General features: G+C 58.8%; 16 protein-coding genes. 10 read left to right on the top strand and 6 right to left on the bottom strand.

Annotated features, from left to right (window positions below):
- The first annotated feature begins 7 nt into the window (after window positions 1-7).
- On the top strand, window positions 8-346 hold the full coding sequence (fdxA, locus tag ISX84_RS12440) for a ferredoxin FdxA (protein ID WP_195820683.1): 339 nt from the start codon (window positions 8-10) through the stop codon (window positions 344-346).
- 294 nt (window positions 347-640) lie between these two features.
- Entirely contained in the window at window positions 641-1,153 is a 513-nt protein-coding gene (locus ISX84_RS12435; RefSeq protein ID WP_195820682.1) for a CarD family transcriptional regulator, read from the top strand.
- A 51-nt stretch (window positions 1,154-1,204) separates the two neighbouring features.
- Here ISX84_RS12435 and cobS read toward each other — a convergent pair whose 3' ends face one another.
- On the bottom strand, window positions 1,205-1,966 hold the full coding sequence (cobS, locus tag ISX84_RS12430; protein WP_195820681.1) for an adenosylcobinamide-GDP ribazoletransferase: 762 nt from the start codon (window positions 1,964-1,966) through the stop codon (window positions 1,205-1,207).
- Between the two features lie 81 nt (window positions 1,967-2,047).
- On the opposite strand from cobS, the gene cobT reads away from it, so the two are divergent.
- The gene (gene cobT / locus ISX84_RS12425) at window positions 2,048-3,061 is read left to right on the top strand and encodes a nicotinate-nucleotide--dimethylbenzimidazole phosphoribosyltransferase (RefSeq protein WP_195820680.1); all 1,014 of its coding nucleotides are present in this window, start codon (window positions 2,048-2,050) and stop codon (window positions 3,059-3,061) included.
- 29 nt (window positions 3,062-3,090) lie between these two features.
- On the opposite strand, the gene ISX84_RS12420 is transcribed toward cobT, so the two are convergent.
- Window positions 3,091-4,965, bottom strand: coding sequence for a monovalent cation:proton antiporter-2 (CPA2) family protein (locus tag ISX84_RS12420; RefSeq protein ID WP_195820679.1), 1,875 nt, complete (start codon window positions 4,963-4,965; stop codon window positions 3,091-3,093).
- A 25-nt stretch (window positions 4,966-4,990) separates the two neighbouring features.
- Window positions 4,991-5,446, bottom strand: a complete 456-nt coding sequence (locus tag ISX84_RS12415; RefSeq protein ID WP_195820678.1) for an Lrp/AsnC family transcriptional regulator — start codon at window positions 5,444-5,446, stop codon at window positions 4,991-4,993.
- Window positions 5,447-5,604: 158 nt separating this feature from the next.
- On the opposite strand from ISX84_RS12415, the gene hppD reads away from it, so the two are divergent.
- On the top strand, window positions 5,605-6,699 hold the full coding sequence (gene hppD / locus ISX84_RS12410; protein WP_195820677.1) for a 4-hydroxyphenylpyruvate dioxygenase: 1,095 nt from the start codon (window positions 5,605-5,607) through the stop codon (window positions 6,697-6,699).
- Between the two features lie 63 nt (window positions 6,700-6,762).
- Here the strand turns inward: hppD and ISX84_RS12405 are convergent, their stop codons facing one another.
- The gene (locus ISX84_RS12405) at window positions 6,763-9,081 is read right to left on the bottom strand and encodes a hypothetical protein (RefSeq protein WP_195820676.1); all 2,319 of its coding nucleotides are present in this window, start codon (window positions 9,079-9,081) and stop codon (window positions 6,763-6,765) included.
- Between the two features lie 157 nt (window positions 9,082-9,238).
- On the opposite strand from ISX84_RS12405, the gene ISX84_RS12400 reads away from it, so the two are divergent.
- A complete protein-coding gene (locus ISX84_RS12400) occupies window positions 9,239-9,931 on the top strand; it encodes an SIMPL domain-containing protein (RefSeq protein ID WP_195820675.1) in 693 nt (230 codons plus the stop codon).
- Between the two features lie 53 nt (window positions 9,932-9,984).
- Here ISX84_RS12400 and ISX84_RS12395 read toward each other — a convergent pair whose 3' ends face one another.
- Together ISX84_RS12395 and ISX84_RS12390 are read right to left on the bottom strand one after the other, a co-directional pair.
- Window positions 9,985-11,277: an O-acetylhomoserine aminocarboxypropyltransferase/cysteine synthase family protein gene (locus tag ISX84_RS12395; protein ID WP_195820674.1), complete on the bottom strand. Its 1,293-nt coding sequence runs from the start codon at window positions 11,275-11,277 to the stop codon at window positions 9,985-9,987.
- An 86-nt stretch (window positions 11,278-11,363) separates the two neighbouring features.
- Window positions 11,364-12,371 (bottom strand): hypothetical protein, encoded by a 1,008-nt coding sequence (locus ISX84_RS12390; RefSeq protein WP_195820673.1) that lies wholly within the window; start codon window positions 12,369-12,371, stop codon window positions 11,364-11,366.
- Window positions 12,372-12,572: 201 nt separating this feature from the next.
- Between ISX84_RS12390 and ISX84_RS12385 the strand changes: the two genes are divergently transcribed.
- The 5 genes from ISX84_RS12385 (at window position 12,573) to ISX84_RS12365 (ending at window position 17,132) form a co-directional block, all read left to right on the top strand.
- Entirely contained in the window at window positions 12,573-12,983 is a 411-nt protein-coding gene (locus ISX84_RS12385) for a hypothetical protein (RefSeq protein WP_195820672.1), read from the top strand.
- A complete protein-coding gene (locus ISX84_RS12380) occupies window positions 12,980-13,402 on the top strand; it encodes a hypothetical protein (RefSeq protein WP_195820671.1) in 423 nt (140 codons plus the stop codon). The genes ISX84_RS12385 and ISX84_RS12380 overlap by 4 nt, the downstream gene beginning before the upstream one ends.
- A 124-nt stretch (window positions 13,403-13,526) precedes the next feature.
- Window positions 13,527-14,174: an HIT family protein gene (locus tag ISX84_RS12375; RefSeq protein ID WP_195820670.1), complete on the top strand. Its 648-nt coding sequence runs from the start codon at window positions 13,527-13,529 to the stop codon at window positions 14,172-14,174.
- Entirely contained in the window at window positions 14,167-14,727 is a 561-nt protein-coding gene (locus ISX84_RS12370; protein WP_195820669.1) for a hypothetical protein, read from the top strand. The genes ISX84_RS12375 and ISX84_RS12370 overlap by 8 nt, the downstream gene beginning before the upstream one ends.
- Window positions 14,728-14,729: 2 nt before the next feature.
- On the top strand, window positions 14,730-17,132 hold the full coding sequence (locus tag ISX84_RS12365) for a nucleoside triphosphate pyrophosphohydrolase (RefSeq protein ID WP_195820668.1): 2,403 nt from the start codon (window positions 14,730-14,732) through the stop codon (window positions 17,130-17,132).
- The last annotated feature ends 425 nt before the right edge of the window (window positions 17,133-17,557 follow it).

Genomic DNA, 17,557 nt, shown 5'->3' with positions numbered 1-17,557 from the left:
GGGTCCGATGACCTATATCGTGAACGACAGCTGCATTGCCTGCAAATACACCGACTGCGTCGAAGTGTGTCCGGTGGATTGCTTTTACGAGGGTGAGAACATGCTGGTCATTCACCCCGATGAATGCATTGATTGTGGCGTATGCGAGCCTGAGTGCCCCGCGGATGCGATCCGCCCCGATACCGAGCCGGACACGGAGAAATGGGTTGAGTTCAACCGCAAGTATTCCGAGATGTGGCCGGTCATCATCACCAAGAAAGACCCGCTCCCCGATGCTGAAGAGCGCGATGGTGAGACCGGGAAGCTCGAAAAATACTTCTCCGAGAAGCCCGGCGAGGGCGGATGAGGCAAATTTCGCGCTGATTCGAAGTAATTCGCGCCGGTATTTCCTCTTTAATCGCTTCGTTTCGCGGTGTTTTCCGTGAATTGACGTAGGGTCCGCTTTTTTGCGGTCCGTTTTTGTGTTATATTGTCGTCACAAAGCAATAACGGATATGCTCATCGCCTTGCGACCTGATCGGTGGCTGGCACTGGAAAATCGATAGGCACACACTCGGACGCGCGGCCTCACGGTCAACGCTCAGTGTGTTTTTGACTGTCAAAATCCTGCGGGCCGCTGCCGTTTTCTAAGGAACACTGAATGACCAAATCGAAGAAACTTGATTTCCGCCCGAACGAATTTGTCGTCTACCCCGCGCATGGCGTGGGTCAGATCCTGTCGATCGAGGAACAGGAAGTGGCCGGAATTTCGCTGGAGCTTTTTGTGATCTCCTTCGAGAAGGACAAGATGACGCTGCGGGTGCCGACGCATAAGGCCACGGAAATCGGGATGCGGGCGCTGAGCTCGCCGGATGTGATCACCCATGCGATGAAGACGCTCAAAGGGAAAGCCAAGGTCAAGCGGGCCATGTGGTCGCGCCGGGCGCAGGAATACGAGCAGAAGATCAATTCCGGTGACCTGATTGCGATTGCCGAAGTGGTGCGCGACCTGCACCGCACCGATGATCAGCGCGAGCAGAGCTATTCGGAGCGTCAGCTTTATGAGGCCGCGCTGGAGCGTCTGACCCGCGAAGTGGCCGCTGTGAGCGGGGGCGACGAGTTGGCCGCTGCCAAACAGGTGGGCGACGTATTGGAAAGCCGCGTCGCGGCCTGATCCCCCTATTGCTCTTGAAAAAACCGCGTGTCCGCCGGGCGCGCGGTTTTTCTATGTCAGCAGCAGCACGAAAACTGCCAGAATGCCAACCTCGGCCAGTTGCTGCGTCGCGCCGAGGACATCGCCGGTCTGTCCGCCGATCTTCCGGTGTGCGAGCCAGCCCAACGCGCCGGTGACGGCCAGCGCGATCAGCAGGCCGCCAATGGCAGCACCTCCGACGCATAGCCCGGCCAGCAAGAGTGCTATGCCCAATCCCAGAACCGCCGTCGGCGCATCGGGGCGCCCCACGCTCTGCGACAGGCCAGCCTCCCGTGCATGCGGCAGGGCGGCCATCATACAGGGCATCATCGCGCGCGAGAGGGCCGCTGCTGCAACCGCCGACCAGAGACCCAGGGGCAGGAGAGCCGTATAGGCAGACCACCTGAGCCCGGTTACGATCAGCAGGGCCAGGATGCCGTAGGTACCGGTCTGGCTGTCTTTCATGATCTCAAGCCGCCGCGCCCGGTCGAAACCGCCCCAGAAACCGTCCGCCGTGTCGCCAAGCCCATCCTCATGCATGGCACCGGTCAGCAGCATCAGAACGGTCAGCAGGCCGCCTGCCGCAAAAACGGCTGGCAACCCCATCGCCAGGAAAATGCTGGCTGCGATCCCGGCAAGCCCGCCGATCACCACCCCCACCACCGGATAGGCCCAGCAGGCATGTGCCGCGCGCTCGAATGCGGTGTCCGGCACATGCGGCAGGGGCAAGCGGCTCAGCAAGGTGCCCGCCAGCAGTAGATCGGTCAGCCAGAAAGGGATTTTGTCGGTTTTCATACGGTGCCGTGTCGTTCGAGGCTTGTGGGGACGTGTTCATTGGGTAATCAGGTGCGCAGGATGTTGCAACCGAGGGACCCCATGACAGCAGCTTTTTCGGACATGGCCGGTTTCCGGTCCCTTCTGGCCGCACAGCCGGGCAACGACGCAGAAGCCATGGCCGCTGCCACCGCGCGCAATGGCCAGCTGACCAAACCGCCCGCCGCGTTGGGGCGTTTGGAAGAACTCGCCATCTGGTATGCGGGCTGGTGCGGCACCGCGCGCCCGGTGGTCGAGAAACCGCAGATCATTGTCTTTGCCGGAAATCACGGGGTTGCGGCGCAGGGGGTGTCGGCCTTCCCGTCGGAAGTGACCGCGCAGATGGTGCTGAACTTCCAGCACGGCGGGGCCGCGATCAACCAGTTGGCGCGCACCTTTAGCGCGCAGCTTGACGTGCATGCGCTCGCGCTCGACAGGCCGACCGCGGATTTCACCCAAACCGCCGCGATGAGCGCGGCGGACCTGGTCGAGGCCCTGCAGACAGGCTGGACAGCGGTGGATGAAGGCGCAGACGTGCTGGTCACCGGCGAGATGGGCATCGGCAATACCACCTCTGCGGCGGCGCTGGCGGCGGCTCTTTTTGGCGGCACCGCCTTGGACTGGACCGGGCGCGGCACAGGCGTGGATGATGCGGGGTTGGAGATCAAGACCCGTGTGGTGGCTGATGGCGTTGCGCTGCACGGGGGACAGGGCGATGGTCTGGAGACCCTGCGCCGTTTGGGCGGGCGCGAGGTGGCGGCCATGGCGGGGGCCATTGCGCGGGCGCGGAGCCTGCGTATCCCGGTCCTGCTGGACGGTTTCATTTGTTGTGCCGCCGCCGCCTGTCTGGAAAAGACCGTGGCCGGATCACTGGATCATTGCGTTGCCAGCCATCTCAGTGCCGAAGGCGCGCATCAAAGGATGCTGGACGCCCTGGGTAAAGAGCCCCTGTTGTCGCTTGGCCTGCGCTTGGGCGAAGCCTCGGGCGCGGCGCTCTCCATCGGTGTGTTGAAAGGCGCCGTTGCCTGCCTGAGCGGCATGGCCACTTTCGCAGAGGCCGGTGTCACCGACGCCTGACCGCTTGGGCTGATAGAACCAACACGAGTTCAGGCCTGCTTTTTCTCCGCATCCCGGCTGAGGAAGGCGGTCTCCAGCTCTTTCTGCAACTCCTTGGCACGAGCGAGGTAGGCGGGGTTCTGGCTGGCCGGAACCGCCGGATCCCAAAGCTGTGCCAACTCCTGCACGGAGTGGCGGTCGTGATGGTAGAAAATCCGCTCCGCTTCCGAGGCCTCATATTCGCTGAGCCCCATGTTCTCCAGCACATAGCGTCCGGCGCGCAGGGAACTGTCGAAAAGCTCGCGCACGATGTCATCCGCACCGGCCTGGTAGAGCCGGTAGACATGGGTGCGGTCGCGGGCGCGGGCGACGATGTGCAACCCGGGCCGTAGCTTGCGGGCGTATTGCACCAGCTTGATGGCGGCCTCCGGATCGTCCAGCGCGACGACCAGAACCCGTGCCGATTCCAGCCCCGCCGCGCGCAGGATATCCGGTCGGGTCGGATCGCCCAGAAACCCCTTGAACCCGAACCGGCGCATGACGGCGATGGTTTCCATGTCATGATCGAGCACGACGGTGTTGAAACCGTTTGCCTGCACCAGCCGGTTCACGATCTGACCGAACCGACCAATGCCCGCGATGATGACCGGCCCTTCGATGTCGATCTCGTCGTCTGGATGCTGTTCGCTGGTGTCGGGCGCGCGTTTCGACAGCAGATCGTAGATGATGAAGAGCAGGGGCGTGATCAGCATCGAAATCGAGATGACGAGCAGCAGGGTTTCCGCCACCCCACGTGGAATAACCCCCTGAACCACGGAAAAGGACACCAGGACAAAACCGAATTCGCCAGCTTGCGCCAGGGCGAGCGTGAAGAGCCAGTGGTCCTTGCCCTTGAGCTTGAAGGCGCGGCCGAGGAAGAAAAGAATGACGCCCTTTACGACAATGACCAGCAGCGCCATGGCGACGATGCCCGCCACATTGTTGAAGAGCAGTGTGAAATTGATACCGGCGCCCACGGTGATGAAGAAAAGCCCGAGCAGCAGGCCCTTGAAGGGCTCAAGGTCGGTTTCCAGCTCATGGCGGAATTCGGAACTGGCCAGGACGACGCCCGCCAGAAAAGCGCCAAGCGCGGGCGAGAGACCCACCAGTGTCATCAGAAAGGAGATGCCGACGACGATCAGCAGCGCCAGCGCGGTATACATCTCGCGCAGCCGCGCGGAATGGATGTAGCGAAACAGCGGACGGGTCAGGAAGACGCCTGCAAAGATGACGGCGGCGATGGCGGCAATGGTGACCAGCGTCACGCCCCAACCGGGCAGGCCTTCGACCAGAGAGAGGCTGTGGTGGGCCTTGTCGTGCGCGTCCTCGCCACCGCGCTGGATCGAGCCATCGGTGGCAATCTGCGCCGGTACAGTGGCGGCCAGCAGCGGCAGGAAGGCGAGGATCGGGATCACCGCAATATCCTGTGTCAGCAAGACTGAGAACACGGATCGGCCACCACTGGTCTGCATCAGCCCCTTTTCCGACAGGGTTTGCAGCACGATGGCGGTGGAGCTGAGCGAGAGCGCCAGACCGATCGCCAAGGCGACGCCCCATGGCTGGTTGTAGGCCATGGCAATGGCCATCAGGGCCAGCGCGCTAATCACGATCTGCAGCCCGCCCAGGCCGATGAGCCTGTGCCGCATGTCCCAGAGGGCGCGGGGTTCCAGTTCCAGCCCGATCAGGAAAAGCATCATCACCACCCCAAATTCGGCGAAATGCTGCAGATCTTCGGTCTCGGATCCGACCAGGCCCAGGACCGGACCAATGATGATCCCGGCGGCCAGGTAGCCCAGCACCGACCCCAGCCCCAAACGCGAGGCGAAGGGCACCGCAATGACTGCGGCGGCCAGGTAGATCGAGGCCTGGAACAGGAAGCTATCCATGTGGGTGACGTCTCCTCATCGGGGGTCAGGTGGGCAGGGGCCCATCGGATTTCAGCTGGTCCATCACGATCTGACTATGCACCCGTGCCACAGCCGGATGCGGCAGCAAAACGTCGTGGATCAGCGCGTTCAGGGCCGGTAAATCAGCGCAGTAAACCCGCAAAAGATAATCCGCATCGCCGGTCATTGTCCATGCGCTCGTGATCTCCGGGCGGGTGTTGACGAGGCGGGCGAAGCTCTTGGAGTGATCCGGCCCGTGCGTGCCCAGGTGCACCTGCACAAAGCCCTGAACCTGCAGCCCCAGATGGGCAGGATCGAGCCGCGCGACATAGGCGCGGATGTAGCCGTCGGCTTCCAGCCGCTGGCGGCGGCGGCCCGCCTGGCTGGAGGAGAGGTTCAGCATCTCGCCCAACTGCTGCGCCGTCAGGTGGGCGTTCCGCTGCAGGGCTTGCAGGAGGCGGGTGTCGGTATCGTCGAGCATGATGCGGGTCTTTCGCATTTGGCTTGGCTATCATGCGGGATTTCCGCGTCTGCGTCCATGCTTGCCCTGGAGATTGCGCGGAAAATGCGCCTGAAAGGCTGTATTCTGCTCGAAATTCGCGCATCGGGCGCGACTCGCTTTGCTGACTGGAGATCACCATGGGCCCTTTCCCGCATGACGCACCGAAATCCACGATCACCGAGGAGAATCCCGCCGGGACGGATGGGTTCGAGTTCGTTGAGTTTGCCCATCCCGATCCGCAAGAGTTGCGCGATCTTTTTGCGCGTATGGGCTATGCCCATGTCGCCAATCACAAAAGCAAGAATGTCGAGTTATGGCAGCAGGGCGATATCACCTATGTGCTGAACGCAGAAGCAGACAGTTTCGGGGCGCGTTTCGTCGAGGCGCATGGCCCCTGCGCGCCGTCCATGGGCTGGCGTGTCGCGGACGCCCGCGCCGCATTTGACCATGCCGTATCGAAAGGCGCGGAGCCCTATGAGGGGGCGGGCAAAGTGCTGGACGTGCCCGCCATTGTCGGGATCGGCGGGTCGCTGCTCTATTTCGTGGATCAATACTATGACACGAGCCCTTACAACGAAGAGTATGACTGGATTGCGCAATCGAAACCGGCAGGGGTTGGGTTCTACTATCTCGATCATCTGACGCATAACGTGCACAAGGGGAACATGGACAAATGGTTCAAGTTCTATGAGGACCTGTTCAACTTTCGCGAAATCCGGTTTTTCGACATTGAGGGCAAGTTTACCGGGCTGCTCAGCCGGGCGCTGACCTCGCCGTGTGGACGCATCCGCATTCCGATCAACGAGGATCGGGGGGAAACAGGGCAGATCGTTTCCTATCTGAAGAAGTACAAGGGCGAGGGTATTCAGCACATCGCCGTGGGCTCAAGCGACATCTATGACAGCACAGATGAGATCGCGTCGCGTGGGTTGAAGTTCATGCCCGGTCCGCCGGAAACATATTACACGCTCAGCCACGACCGCGTGGTTGGCCATGACGAACCCGTGGACAGAATGAAGAAGCACGGCATCCTGATCGATGGCGAAGGGGTCGTGGACGGCGGGGAGACGAAGATCCTGCTGCAGATTTTTTCGAAAACCGTGATCGGGCCGATTTTCTTCGAGTTCATTCAGCGCAAGGGCGATGATGGGTTTGGCGAGGGGAATTTCAAGGCGCTGTTCGAGAGCATCGAGCAGGAGCAGATCGATAGCGGAGAACTGGCGGCGGAGTAGGGGTGGCCTGAAGCCCACCCTACCTGCTGGCGCCTAGGTGCCTACGTAAAACCGGCGGCAGCGCTATCCTTTGGGCATCTTCAGGACGAGATTGCGCCCCCGTTTTTGGTAGCGCAACTCGCCTTCGCCGATGGCGGAAATGCGGCCGCCGTCGATACGGTCGCCGACCTGGACTTTCTTGTACCGGCCATTCGAAAGCCGGACCAGCGCACGGCGGTTCGACGGCGTGCCATAGACCCCGATCAGATTCACTTTACGCAGGTTGATCGCGTTGCGGACGGTGGCCTCACGTGTCACGGAGGCGCTTGAGGGGATGCTCGGAGCGACCGCCCGTGGGGCGATGCTTGCCGCGCCAACGGCAGCAGCCGAGGCGGCGGTGCGCTGCGCTCTCTCCACGATCTGTCCGAAGTTGCTGGGGCGGGCGTCGGGGCGCAATGAGGCGGCAAGCGCCAGATCCTTGTTGCTGGCCACGATCCGCTCCGATCCCTGTTCTGACAGCGGCGCGGCACCGTCCTCAAGCGGGACGAGGCTTGCGGTGGCGGCGCTGGACGGCGCAAGAGGGGGCGCCGGTCGGGCAGGGGGGCGTAGTTCGGCCAGCTCGGAACGGGTAAGCCCGTCAAGGGTTGCCCGTTCGGCAGTTTCGATCAGATCGGCGGGGCGCGTCTGTGGCCGGAAGGCGGCCAGGGCTGTTTGCACCGGATCAAGCTCGGTCGCGGTGGCCGCGCGCGACGGAAATGACCCAGGCCGCACCGGCGGCGCACCGGCGAAGATTTTCACCCCATCGGGGCTGAGCGTGCCCTGGGCCGTTGGGACCACAAGGCCACGGTCATCGAGCGCAAAGGTCGTCCCTGCCGCAGCAGGCGAGATTGGCGCATCGGGTGCCACATCGCGGGCAAATGCAGTCACGGGCGGCAAAGCCACGGCATCAAAGGCGGGTTCAATCGGGTCAATGCTGGTGACGTAGAGGTCTTCGATATCGACCAGAGGGGGCGGCGCGGGCACGTCGGGGGCCTGGGGCCAGATGCCGGTCACGGCGTAGCTTGCCCGTAAATCCTCAGGCGATTGTTCGGGCGCGGGGTCTGCGGCAAGGGGGGCGCGCAGAGCGTCCAGCACCGCAGCATCTTCATCCGTAAGGCCGGGATCCAGCAAGGCCAGTTCCCGCGCATCGCTTGTCTCGGGGTCCAGCAGGGAGGCGGAGGGCTGGATGGGCGGGGAGACTTCGATCGCGGTGATCTCCGACGCTTCGCCCCCGGGACCCCCGGCAATACGGTCCCGCAGGCTGCCGAACGACCAGGTGCCGATGCCTGCAATGGCCAGAACAAGAACGGCAGCGAGGCCCAAAGGAATGCCGCGCTTTTGCGGTGTCGATTCCTGAGCGTCACGCGCACCAAAAACCGTCAACCGGTCAGCTTCATTTGCCGGTTTCGTCGTCACCGGGGCCGTGGCGGGCAGGGGCGCGCGGACGGACCTGGCCTTGGGCGCGGCGCTTTGTTTCGGTACAAAGGGCTCAGCCGGTTCCGCGAAGCCCAGAACCACGGGTGCAGAGCCTGTCTCGTAGGTGAGCGGTGCGGGGTCCGGCGCACTACGGCGGCTGGAAAACGCGGCAACCTCGGTCGTCACCTCCCGTGGCGGCAGATCAGGGGCCGTGACATCGGCGACCTTGGGCTCCGTGGCCTTCAGGCTTTGCAGGGCATCCTGCAGGCTGGTTTCGCGCTCCGCCTCCGCCTGTCGGGCCGATTTGAATGTGGGCGTCTCAGGTCGGGGATCGGCTGCAGGCTCAGCCACCGGCGGCATGCCGGGCAGCTCTTCGGCCACCGGACCTGTCGGCGTCTCCGTATCCCCGGCGATGGTGATGGCCGTGGTGTCCGGCTCGACCGTCTGGCCCGGGGTCAGTAGCTCCCGCGCGGTGCGGGTCGGGCCGAAATAGGGCTCCCCCGCATAGGTCTGCGGCTCGGGTATTGCAACGAAACTTACGGGGTGAAACCGGTGCTCGACTGCAAACTCTTCCGCTTCCTGCAGGGTCTCCAACGCCACGGCTGCCACGTCCGTGACATCGTTCTCTGCGATGACGTCAAAGGCCAGATCATCCAGGGCGTAGGGCGTGGCCCCGGCCAGCGCATCGCGCGCCGCATCGCGCCGGTCCGCCAGATCGAGCCCCGGGGTCGACACCCGGAGATAGCGTATCTGTTCGTTGGGGATGACCAGTTTGCAGCGCAGACCGTCCGGCGCCATCGCGGTGGCGGTCTTGCGCAGCACGGCCAGCTTTGCGCCCAGGTCTTCTGCCTCCGGCGAAACCTCGCCGATCAGGCGCCATTCCTGCCCGGAGCGATGCAGCAGGCGGATGCCGTCGAAGGAGAGGGAAAGCGCGAAGTTTGGTTTCATGGCGTGGGTTTACCAGTCATCATGGCTCTTGCACAGATCGTTCATATATAGACAGAGCATATAGCAGGTCTTTGCCGAGGAAAAGCAAACCGATGGCAAACGACTTGCTCAGGCAGGTCATGCGGTATCACATGCCGCAGCAATCAGGAGAATAACGATGAGATATGTTTTGAGGGGCCTTGTGGCTGTCGTTCTGAGTGCCGGGATGGCGTTGGCGGACGACGCGCGGGTGATCACGACCACCGGCATCGGCACGGTGGAAACCACGCCCGATATGGCAACGCTTCGGCTGGGTGTCACGCATGAGAACAAGGAAGCTGCGGCGGCCATGGCGGCGACCTCCGAAGGGGTCACAGCCGTTCTGGCCCGTCTGGAAGCCGCCGGGATTGCGCCGCGTGACATGCAGACCGACCAGCTGTCGCTGCAGCCCATCTGGTCCGACTACAATTCCAACAGCAGAGACGCACGCAAGATCACCGGCTTTCTGGCCACCAATATGTTGACGGTCCGGGTGCGTGATCTGGACACGCTGGGCAGCGTGCTGGACCTGGTGATCGCGGATGGAGCCAATTCCTTCAATGGGTTGTCGTTTGGGCTGCAGGAGCCAAAGCCGTCTCAGGATGCTGCGCGGGCCGATGCGGTCAAGGATGCTGTTGACCGGGCACAGCAGCTGGCCGAGGCCGCTGGCGTGACGCTGGGGCCTATCCAGTCGATCAGCGAACAGGGCGGCTTTGCACGGCCGCAGATGATGGAAATGGCCGCAGCGCGCTCTGCCGCGGATGTGCCGATTGCCGCGGGAGAGCTGACCGTCTCGGCGCAGGTCAATATCGTCTTTGCCATCGCGGATTGATCCCGCGCTGGCCGTAAGTGGAAGGGGCGCTCTCGAAGCGCCCCTTTCTTGTATCAGCTCGTGGCTTTGGCCAGGGCCTGATCCAGATCGGCAATGAGGTCTTCAGCGTTCTCCGTGCCGATGGAAATCCGCACAACCCCCGGACCCGCGCCCGCCGCTTCCTGCTGTTCCGCCGTCAACTGCCGGTGGGTGGTGGAGGCGGAGTGGATCACCAGGCTGCGGGTGTCGCCAAGGTTGGCCACATGGCTGAAAATCTCTAACGCATTGACGAATTTCACGCAGGCCTCATAGCCGCCCTTGATGGCAAAGGTGAACAACCCACCAGCGCCCTTGGGGCAGATTTTCTTGATCCGGTCGAAATAGGGCGAGGATTTGAGCCCGGCATAGGTGACATAATCGACGCGCGGATCTTTCTCGAGCCAACCCGCCACGGTCTCGGCATTCTCCACATGTCGCTCCATCCGCAGCGAGAGGGTTTCAGTGCCCATCAGCGTGTAATGCGCAGCCTGCGGGTTCATGGTCATGCCCAGATCGCGCAGCCCGATGGCGATGGAGTGGAAGGTGAAGGCCAGCGGCCCGAAGGTCTCGTGGAATTTCAGCCCGTGATAGGCTGGTTCGGGCTGGCTGAGCGAGGGGAACTTGTCATTGGCCGACCAGTCGAATTTGCCTGAATCCACCACGCAGCCGCCGGTGACCGTGCCGTTGCCGGTCAGGTATTTGGTTGTGGAATGCACCACCAGCGTCGCGCCGTGCTCGATCGGGCGGCAGAGGTAGGGCGTGGCCGAGGTGTTGTCCACGATCAGCGGAATGCCTGCCGCATCGGAGATCTTCGAGATCGTATCAAGGTCGGTGATGTAGCCACCGGGGTTGGCAATCGCCTCGCAGAAGACTGCGCGGGTGTCGTCGTTGATGGCCGCCTTCACCGCATCAAGGTCGTCGAAATCGACGAAGGTGCACTCCCACCCAAACCGTTTGATGGTGTGGCTAAACTGCGTGACCGTGCCGCCGTAAAGGCGCGTGGAGGCCACGATGTTCTTGCCCGGCCCCATCAGCGGAAAGAGCGCCATGATCTGGGCCGCATGCCCCGATGAACAGCAGGCCGCGCCAACACCGCCCTCCAGCGTCGCAATCCGCTCCTGCAGCACAGCGATGGTCGGGTTGGTCAGGCGGGAGTAGATAAAGCCCACTTCCTGCAGGTTGAAGAGGGCCGCGGCGTGGTCGGCATCCCGGAACACATAGGCCGTTGTCTGGTAAATCGGGGTCTGGCGCGCACCGGTCGCGGGGTCGGGACGGGCGCCTGCGTGGATCTGCAGGGTGTCAAAACCGTAGTCGGGGCCGTCTGTCATGGGGTTCCTCCTGAGGACTTCGTTAACGGTATCGTTAGGCGATGGGGGGCAGGCATACAAGAGTGCCAGCCCGCAAGGCATGTGCCTCAGCGCATCCAGAAGCCCGCCGATTTGATCCGGTTGCGGATGGCGGCCTCGCGGCGCGGCAGGTTGTCCTGATCGAAAAGCGCACGCACCTTCGCCCCACGCCCCTGGTAGACATTCCGCTTGATCGGTGCGTGCGCCTTGAGCAGTTTCTTGATCTTGTTGGGGGCCGCGACCTCTTCGAGCACCTCGATCACCCTGTCGCTTTCGCGGGCATAGAGCAGCGGGAACATGCGGTAATGGCAGCTGACGGAGCCGTCGAGCAGCCCCTCCGGCAGCGTGTCACGCCCGCCCCCCAAGGCATGGATCACCAGCGGCAGCGCGATCTGGTCCAGCCAGGGCGTCATTTCCTGCGCGCAGAGCTCCTTTGGCGGATCATCCCGGATGGCCAACGCGTAGTCTTCAAAAAGCGCGCCAAAGCGGCGCGGGCAGCTGTAGAAGAAGTAACCTGCATTGAAGTAGAGATAGCGCCGCCAATATTCATCCGGCTGGTCCGGATCGAGCGTGCTTTCGAAGTCCAGCCCGAACTTGTCGTAGAGTGATCGCCATAAATCGCTGTATCCCGGCCCGTAGAGTTCCGGTTTTGGCCATGTGCCTTCCCGCCGGAGCGAGGCGGAGGGGCGGTCAAAGTCGAACGGCACCGACGTCAGATCCCCGGTGATCAGCGTATCGGTGTCAAAAAAGACAAATGGTTGGCCCTCGGGCAGCGCTCTGAGCATCTCGATCTTATTGCCGTAGGGGTAATCGGCGCCGAAGTGACGCGTCTCGAAGGGGATGATCTCTGCCTCAAGACGGTCCAGCATCTCCCGCACGCCTCGGTCTGAAATGCGGGGGTCTTTCGGCCACAAAGGGCCGGGTTGCGGTTCCGCGATCAACAGACGACCCGTGAAACCCGGGCTGGCATGGCGCAGCGAGGCCGCAAACAGCAGGGCCTCATAGGTCAGACGACCCTCCTGCGCGACGACCACGACGTTGAAATCTGGTGTGAAATTCTCAGCCGTTGCGGCCATATGCGCCTGTTCGTTGAAGGTGTTTGGCCGCAATTATAGGGCCAAGTCAGGCGCGACTAAAGCGCTTTGCACATAGGAGGTTGCATGAGATGTCGTGAATGGTGGGCCTGACTGTAGAGGAATCGAACCGCTTGTTCGAGATACTACAAGATTGGGAAAGTCAGCTTTCGCACTTTGATCTAGACGATCCGAGGTGCGACAATGACAATAACGCGCCATGATTTCAATGATTTAGCCAAAGTCGGTAAAAAGAAGCGGGAAGCGCCGTTTTCTCTGCGTTTGACCTTCGAAGAGCGCGCCAAGCTTGAGGCTGCCGCCAATGGCGTGCCTTTGGGCGCGTATATCAAGGCTGTTCTGTTCGATGGCGATCTGTCCAAGGTCCGGCGGCGCAACACCAATCCTGTAGCCGATCACGCGGCTCTGGGGCGCGTTTTGGCGTCTCTGGGCAACTCGCGCCTGTCTAACAACCTCAACCAGCTTGCACGGGCTGTAAACACGGGAACACTGCCTGTTCATCCTGAAATCGAAGCCGAATTGCTGAATGCCTGCGCGGACATTGCTGAAATGCGAAATGAGTTGCTGCGTGCGCTTGGATCGGATGGTGGTCCATGATCCTGAAAGGCAACATACGCGGCTCCGGCACCGAGCTCGCCCGGCATTTGATGAATGCCCGCGATAACGAGCATGTCGAATTGCATGATCTGCGCGGGTTTGTGTCGGATGACCTGCACGGCGCGATGCAGGAAGGTGAAGCTGTGGCGCGCGGGACGCGCTCCACAAAGCCTTTCTTTTCCTTAAGCCTCAATCCGCCAGAAAATGAAGATGTGCCGATTGAGGCATTTGAAACGGCCATCGGTCAGATCGAAATCCAGCTTGGTCTGGAGAACCAACCCCGCGCCATCGTCTTCCATGAAAAGGAGGGCCGCAGGCAAGGCATGCGAATATTCAAGATGGCAGTACAGCTTCGATATTGCCACAAAAGTGCGACTCGCTTTACCCCTGTTCGTCAAACGACGTGGTGGAAAAACTGAACTTGCGCACGTATCAGATTGATTTAGAGAGAACTTGAGGTTATGTTTTCAATAATAGCGGGCGACGAACAAGCCTTCCCATCGCGGCGATATGTGGTATATTGTTGTGAGGAAACCTCAAGATATGGCAGCAATGGATCTCAAGGACACACAACCTGACTCAGGCAACAAGTTTCATTGGCTCTTCCTGCAGGGACAGAGTTCAACAACTGCCATCTACGACACGGTTGTAGAAGAGACGCAAAATTTTGCGGTTCTTCCCACAAAGGGATCGATAGTGCCCGGATGGGTGCTCGTTGTTCCGAAGTTCCCGACGCCGCGGATAGCTGATGTGCCGGAAGAGCTGCACGCTGAACTCGGCGCGTTGGTACAGCGTGTGTCTGGAAAGTTGGAATCTGCGTTTGGCAATACTTACACATTTGAACATGGTGGTTTGAAGGGCTCAAAAATTTCGTGTGGCGTAGATCAAGCTCATCTGCACATCGCTGCGCTGGACTTTGACCTCGTTCAAGCAGCAATGTCCGAGACAGCAGGAAGTTGGATAGATGCCAGCTCTGCGATTTTTCCGAGCGCCGAACTTGCTGAAGGTGAATACTGGTTTGTATCAGCTGGCGATACGGCAAAATTCAAAACCGTCGATAAGCCGTGTTCGCAGTTCTTTAGAAGAATCATTGCTCGTAAAGCTGGCCACTCAGGGCTATGGGATTATCGTTCTGAAGACTTCATGGAAAATGTCACCTCGACCATAAAAGCCATGGGTGCAAATGGCTGAAGAAGAAGTACCTGACTATGATGATGGAAGAGAGACTGGGGATTGGACGTCACGATACAAGACACGTGCATGGGTGCAAATTGTCTTTGAGTTCATACTTCTCTTTTTCTACCTCATTGCCGCAAACTACTTGCTGATTGAATCAATTACCGAAAAGCCTGAAGAGAATACACGCGAAGGATTCATTTATAGCGCTCTGTTTGGCGTCTATATCGCCGAAGAGAAAGCCAAATGGATTGCACTGGCCTTGGCGGGTTTCGTGGGAGGCGCAGTTTTTGACCTAAAGTGGATGTACCACTCTGTGGCTAAGGGTATTTGGAACATTGACAGATGTCTCTGGCGCATAATAGTTCCGTTCAACTCTGCAATGGTATCCTTGTTTACTGGATTTTTGTTTGCTTCCGGGGTCATACCTTTTTTGAAGAATGAAAGCTTTGAAAACATATACGTGTTGTTAGGTTTTGGCTTTGTTTTTGGTTACTTCTCTGACAACATCCTTGCTGCCTTACAGAATCTCGCGAAGAAGGCCTTCGGTACGTTGGATGACAGTTAACCATGCTGACAGATGTTACGCCGCCGACCAAGAAGGATTTCAAATCACACGAGAAGATTTCAAAGAAATATGGTGTGAAGGCGGCTGGACTAGCTTTTCTCCCTTCAAGTTGGCGACTAGAGTTTGCGTCTCTGTCAATTGACGTTCATAGCGCTTGGCGTCAGAACACCAATCTAAGCAAGAACAAGGAGTTGAAGACATTATGTTCCTGGCTTCAGGATCGTTCATTTGAGCAGATTATCCTTCGATCTAGTGGCAGCTCTGAGACCCTACAAGATCGAGGTAAGTTCAAATCCAGAATCCTAAAGACAAACTGGACCTTTGCATCGCTAATCGACGAACTTGGAAAACTCTATCAGGATGCGGCAAAAGTAGATGCTGATGCCGACCTCGGTGTCGTCGTTCAGAGATACGTTCGGGCCGATTTTGCAGGGCACTTGTCCAATGAGCACAGAGTCAGTCCCACGATAAATCAATGGTCATACGAGTTGGAACTCCCCCAGTGGGCACCGTCCAAGGGCATCAACTCAAAACTTACGACTTCTCCTGATCCAACAGCGCCACTGAAGTGTGGGAGTCAAATTCCGCATCAACCGTTGCGCTCTGTCGCGCATTATTTGGTGGATGAATTCGTGGAAAGATGCCATCTAGAATGGCTTGTACACGAAAGTACGCTGTACTTAATGCAAATAGACTTCGAATGGCCGCAAATCGATATCGGTCTAGATCCAAAGAAAGACCTCAAGCTACAAGCACCGGCAGAATTGGACCTAGAGGCCAAGACAACTATTGCACCCTACAAAGTGGGATCGAGGACGAAGTGGCCTAAACTGAAGAATCTTTCAGATTTTGATTTCGGGATAGATAGTGCTCCGTCACCGAGAATATATCCACTCGATCCAAATCGTGTGATTTCCGCCTTATCTGATAAGTCTGAGTACAAACGACTTGTTGTAGAAATGAAAGCGCTAACAGGTGATCGGCTGGTTGTCAGAACCGACTGCATCAAAGAGAGTACCAACAAATTCAACCTACCTCGCACCGACACGATTGATGTTGAGAACGCGATAAAATGGTGTGGCGATACCCTTTCTCAGTTTGCTAAACAGGGGGTCGGGAAAGATAAGGTAATGTTCCTTTTTCACGCCTTTCTTCCTGCTAAAGCCGCTGCTTGGGCGTATGCGAGACCGGGCAACCCTGTAGTTATAGTCGATGCTTTATGGGGGCTTCCAGATGGTATGCAGGTTCTTCCTGTTGATACCTACGAGATCAATGTTGGGCAGAAGAAGGTTGCAAAGACAAAAACTACTTATAAACCGTTATTTTTGGTGGAGGTGGATGGCGGAAAATGGGACTATCGCAGCATTAAAACGCACGCAGGGCGTTGGCAGGTTCTTTCGGAGGCGGATAAGTTGGAGATTGCAACGAGAACGTCAAAGATCGCGAGCAAATTGAACGAAGATGCTCAGATTATGTGGTTCTGCAATATCCCAATGGAGTACAAGGTTGGTCGCAATCTACCTTGGTTTAGATCGCGCGAAATTCTTGATCCATCCCCACGGCAAGAGGTGCAATACAAGCCTTTCCGTGTTGCTAACCCGAATGACCTTCAAAAAGTCCCCGCGGAGAAGGTCACAATCCAGTTGTCCCCCGAAGCGGACTTGATAAGGGATGACAGTTTTCTAGAAGCGGTCATTTCTCTAGCAAAACAGCGAAGCCTACCTGTTCAATTGGAGGGGTCGATACTTGGGCATGCTTACTATCGGCTCAATCAGGAGAACATACCAGTCGTACTGACGAATGCTCCGAAATATTACCGAAAGCGCAATGCACAAGTCTTTGGAAAACTAGTCCGAGATAAGATTCCTGCTAGCATTGCGGAAGGCGGAGAGACCGTTAAGGAAGCGAGGCTGGCCAAAGGTGACATGCAAGTCGGACTGGCTGGTAAACTGTTGGAAGAACTAGACGAGTTTTTGCGAGCACACAAGGAAGAAGATAGCGCTGCAGAACTTGCAGATCTCTTGGAAGTGGTCAAAGGGCTTGCCAGCACTTCTGGACATAGCTGGAGCAAAATAGAGCGATTGGCAAAGGAAAAGGCTAAAAAGCGGGGCGGCTTTAGGGATGGCAGGGTCTTGATTGAGACAGCTTTACCTCATCGCGATAGTCCTATTGAACGTGCTGAACATGTTCGTATTTCGGACCTCGGTCGAGTTGAAAGTAGGAAAAACTACGTTGAGATTCCGCCCAGTACGCTCGTATCAACTTCCAAAGGTCCGGGGGTAATTTTTTCGTTTCAAGATGACCTCGCGCGGTACCGAATTTCAATCAAGGAAGGGAAGCTACAGCTAACCAAGCTCGACACGAAAGTGTCGGAGTCAGGGGAAGAGCAGCAAGAACTATTTTAAAATCCTCGATCGTGTTTCACCTTTGATAAGGTGGCGTTCATCCAATCCGCGCAGGGTTGGTCAGGTGGGGTGGTTCCAAGGCAAGGGCAGCTATCAAACGCTCCCTTACTGGTCGCGCTGAAATCGTCTCCATGAAGTGGTCTGGATGAAGTCCTCATGGAGGTATTGGGGGTAGCAGGAACGCTCCCCTGATTGGTGATTGAACGGGCAGCCGTTTATGCATGGTTCGGTGTCGGTGGAGAGGGAATTCTCCAAGTCTGACGAGTGGGTTTCAAGGGGGTGCGGTAGCCCCTTTGATCTTCCTGGAAGGATCGATGGGTTTGGGAGAGCGAAGTCTCCCATATGGTTCTGGATTAGGCTCAATGCCTTGGAAGAACCAGCGCCGGAGGGATGCAACGGGAACGCGCAGCGGGTTCCCTTGCCAA

This window comes from Roseobacter sp. MH60115 (genome assembly GCF_015644665.1).
Lineage (GTDB): Bacteria > Pseudomonadota > Alphaproteobacteria > Rhodobacterales > Rhodobacteraceae > Roseobacter.
Note: the sequence above shows the minus strand (reverse complement) of the source record. Positions and strands in the feature narration are given on the sequence as shown.

Bases quoted from the DNA above. Each gene is read 5' to 3' on its own strand.
- fdxA (WP_195820683.1), top strand. From the start codon at position 8: ATGACCTATATCGTGAACGACAGCTGCATTGCCTGCAAATACACCGAC.
- ISX84_RS12435 (WP_195820682.1), top strand. From the start codon at position 641: ATGACCAAATCGAAGAAACTTGATTTCCGCCCGAACGAATTTGTCGTC.
- cobS (WP_195820681.1), bottom strand. From the start codon at position 1,966: ATGAAAACCGACAAAATCCCTTTCTGGCTGACCGATCTACTGCTGGCG.
- cobT (WP_195820680.1), top strand. From the start codon at position 2,048: ATGACAGCAGCTTTTTCGGACATGGCCGGTTTCCGGTCCCTTCTGGCC.
- ISX84_RS12420 (WP_195820679.1), bottom strand. From the start codon at position 4,965: ATGGATAGCTTCCTGTTCCAGGCCTCGATCTACCTGGCCGCCGCAGTC.
- ISX84_RS12415 (WP_195820678.1), bottom strand. From the start codon at position 5,446: ATGCTCGACGATACCGACACCCGCCTCCTGCAAGCCCTGCAGCGGAAC.
- hppD (WP_195820677.1), top strand. From the start codon at position 5,605: ATGGGCCCTTTCCCGCATGACGCACCGAAATCCACGATCACCGAGGAG.
- ISX84_RS12405 (WP_195820676.1), bottom strand. From the start codon at position 9,081: ATGAAACCAAACTTCGCGCTTTCCCTCTCCTTCGACGGCATCCGCCTG.
- ISX84_RS12400 (WP_195820675.1), top strand. From the start codon at position 9,239: ATGAGATATGTTTTGAGGGGCCTTGTGGCTGTCGTTCTGAGTGCCGGG.
- ISX84_RS12395 (WP_195820674.1), bottom strand. From the start codon at position 11,277: ATGACAGACGGCCCCGACTACGGTTTTGACACCCTGCAGATCCACGCA.
- ISX84_RS12390 (WP_195820673.1), bottom strand. From the start codon at position 12,371: ATGGCCGCAACGGCTGAGAATTTCACACCAGATTTCAACGTCGTGGTC.
- ISX84_RS12385 (WP_195820672.1), top strand. From the start codon at position 12,573: ATGACAATAACGCGCCATGATTTCAATGATTTAGCCAAAGTCGGTAAA.
- ISX84_RS12380 (WP_195820671.1), top strand. From the start codon at position 12,980: ATGATCCTGAAAGGCAACATACGCGGCTCCGGCACCGAGCTCGCCCGG.
- ISX84_RS12375 (WP_195820670.1), top strand. From the start codon at position 13,527: ATGGCAGCAATGGATCTCAAGGACACACAACCTGACTCAGGCAACAAG.
- ISX84_RS12370 (WP_195820669.1), top strand. From the start codon at position 14,167: ATGGCTGAAGAAGAAGTACCTGACTATGATGATGGAAGAGAGACTGGG.
- ISX84_RS12365 (WP_195820668.1), top strand. From the start codon at position 14,730: ATGCTGACAGATGTTACGCCGCCGACCAAGAAGGATTTCAAATCACAC.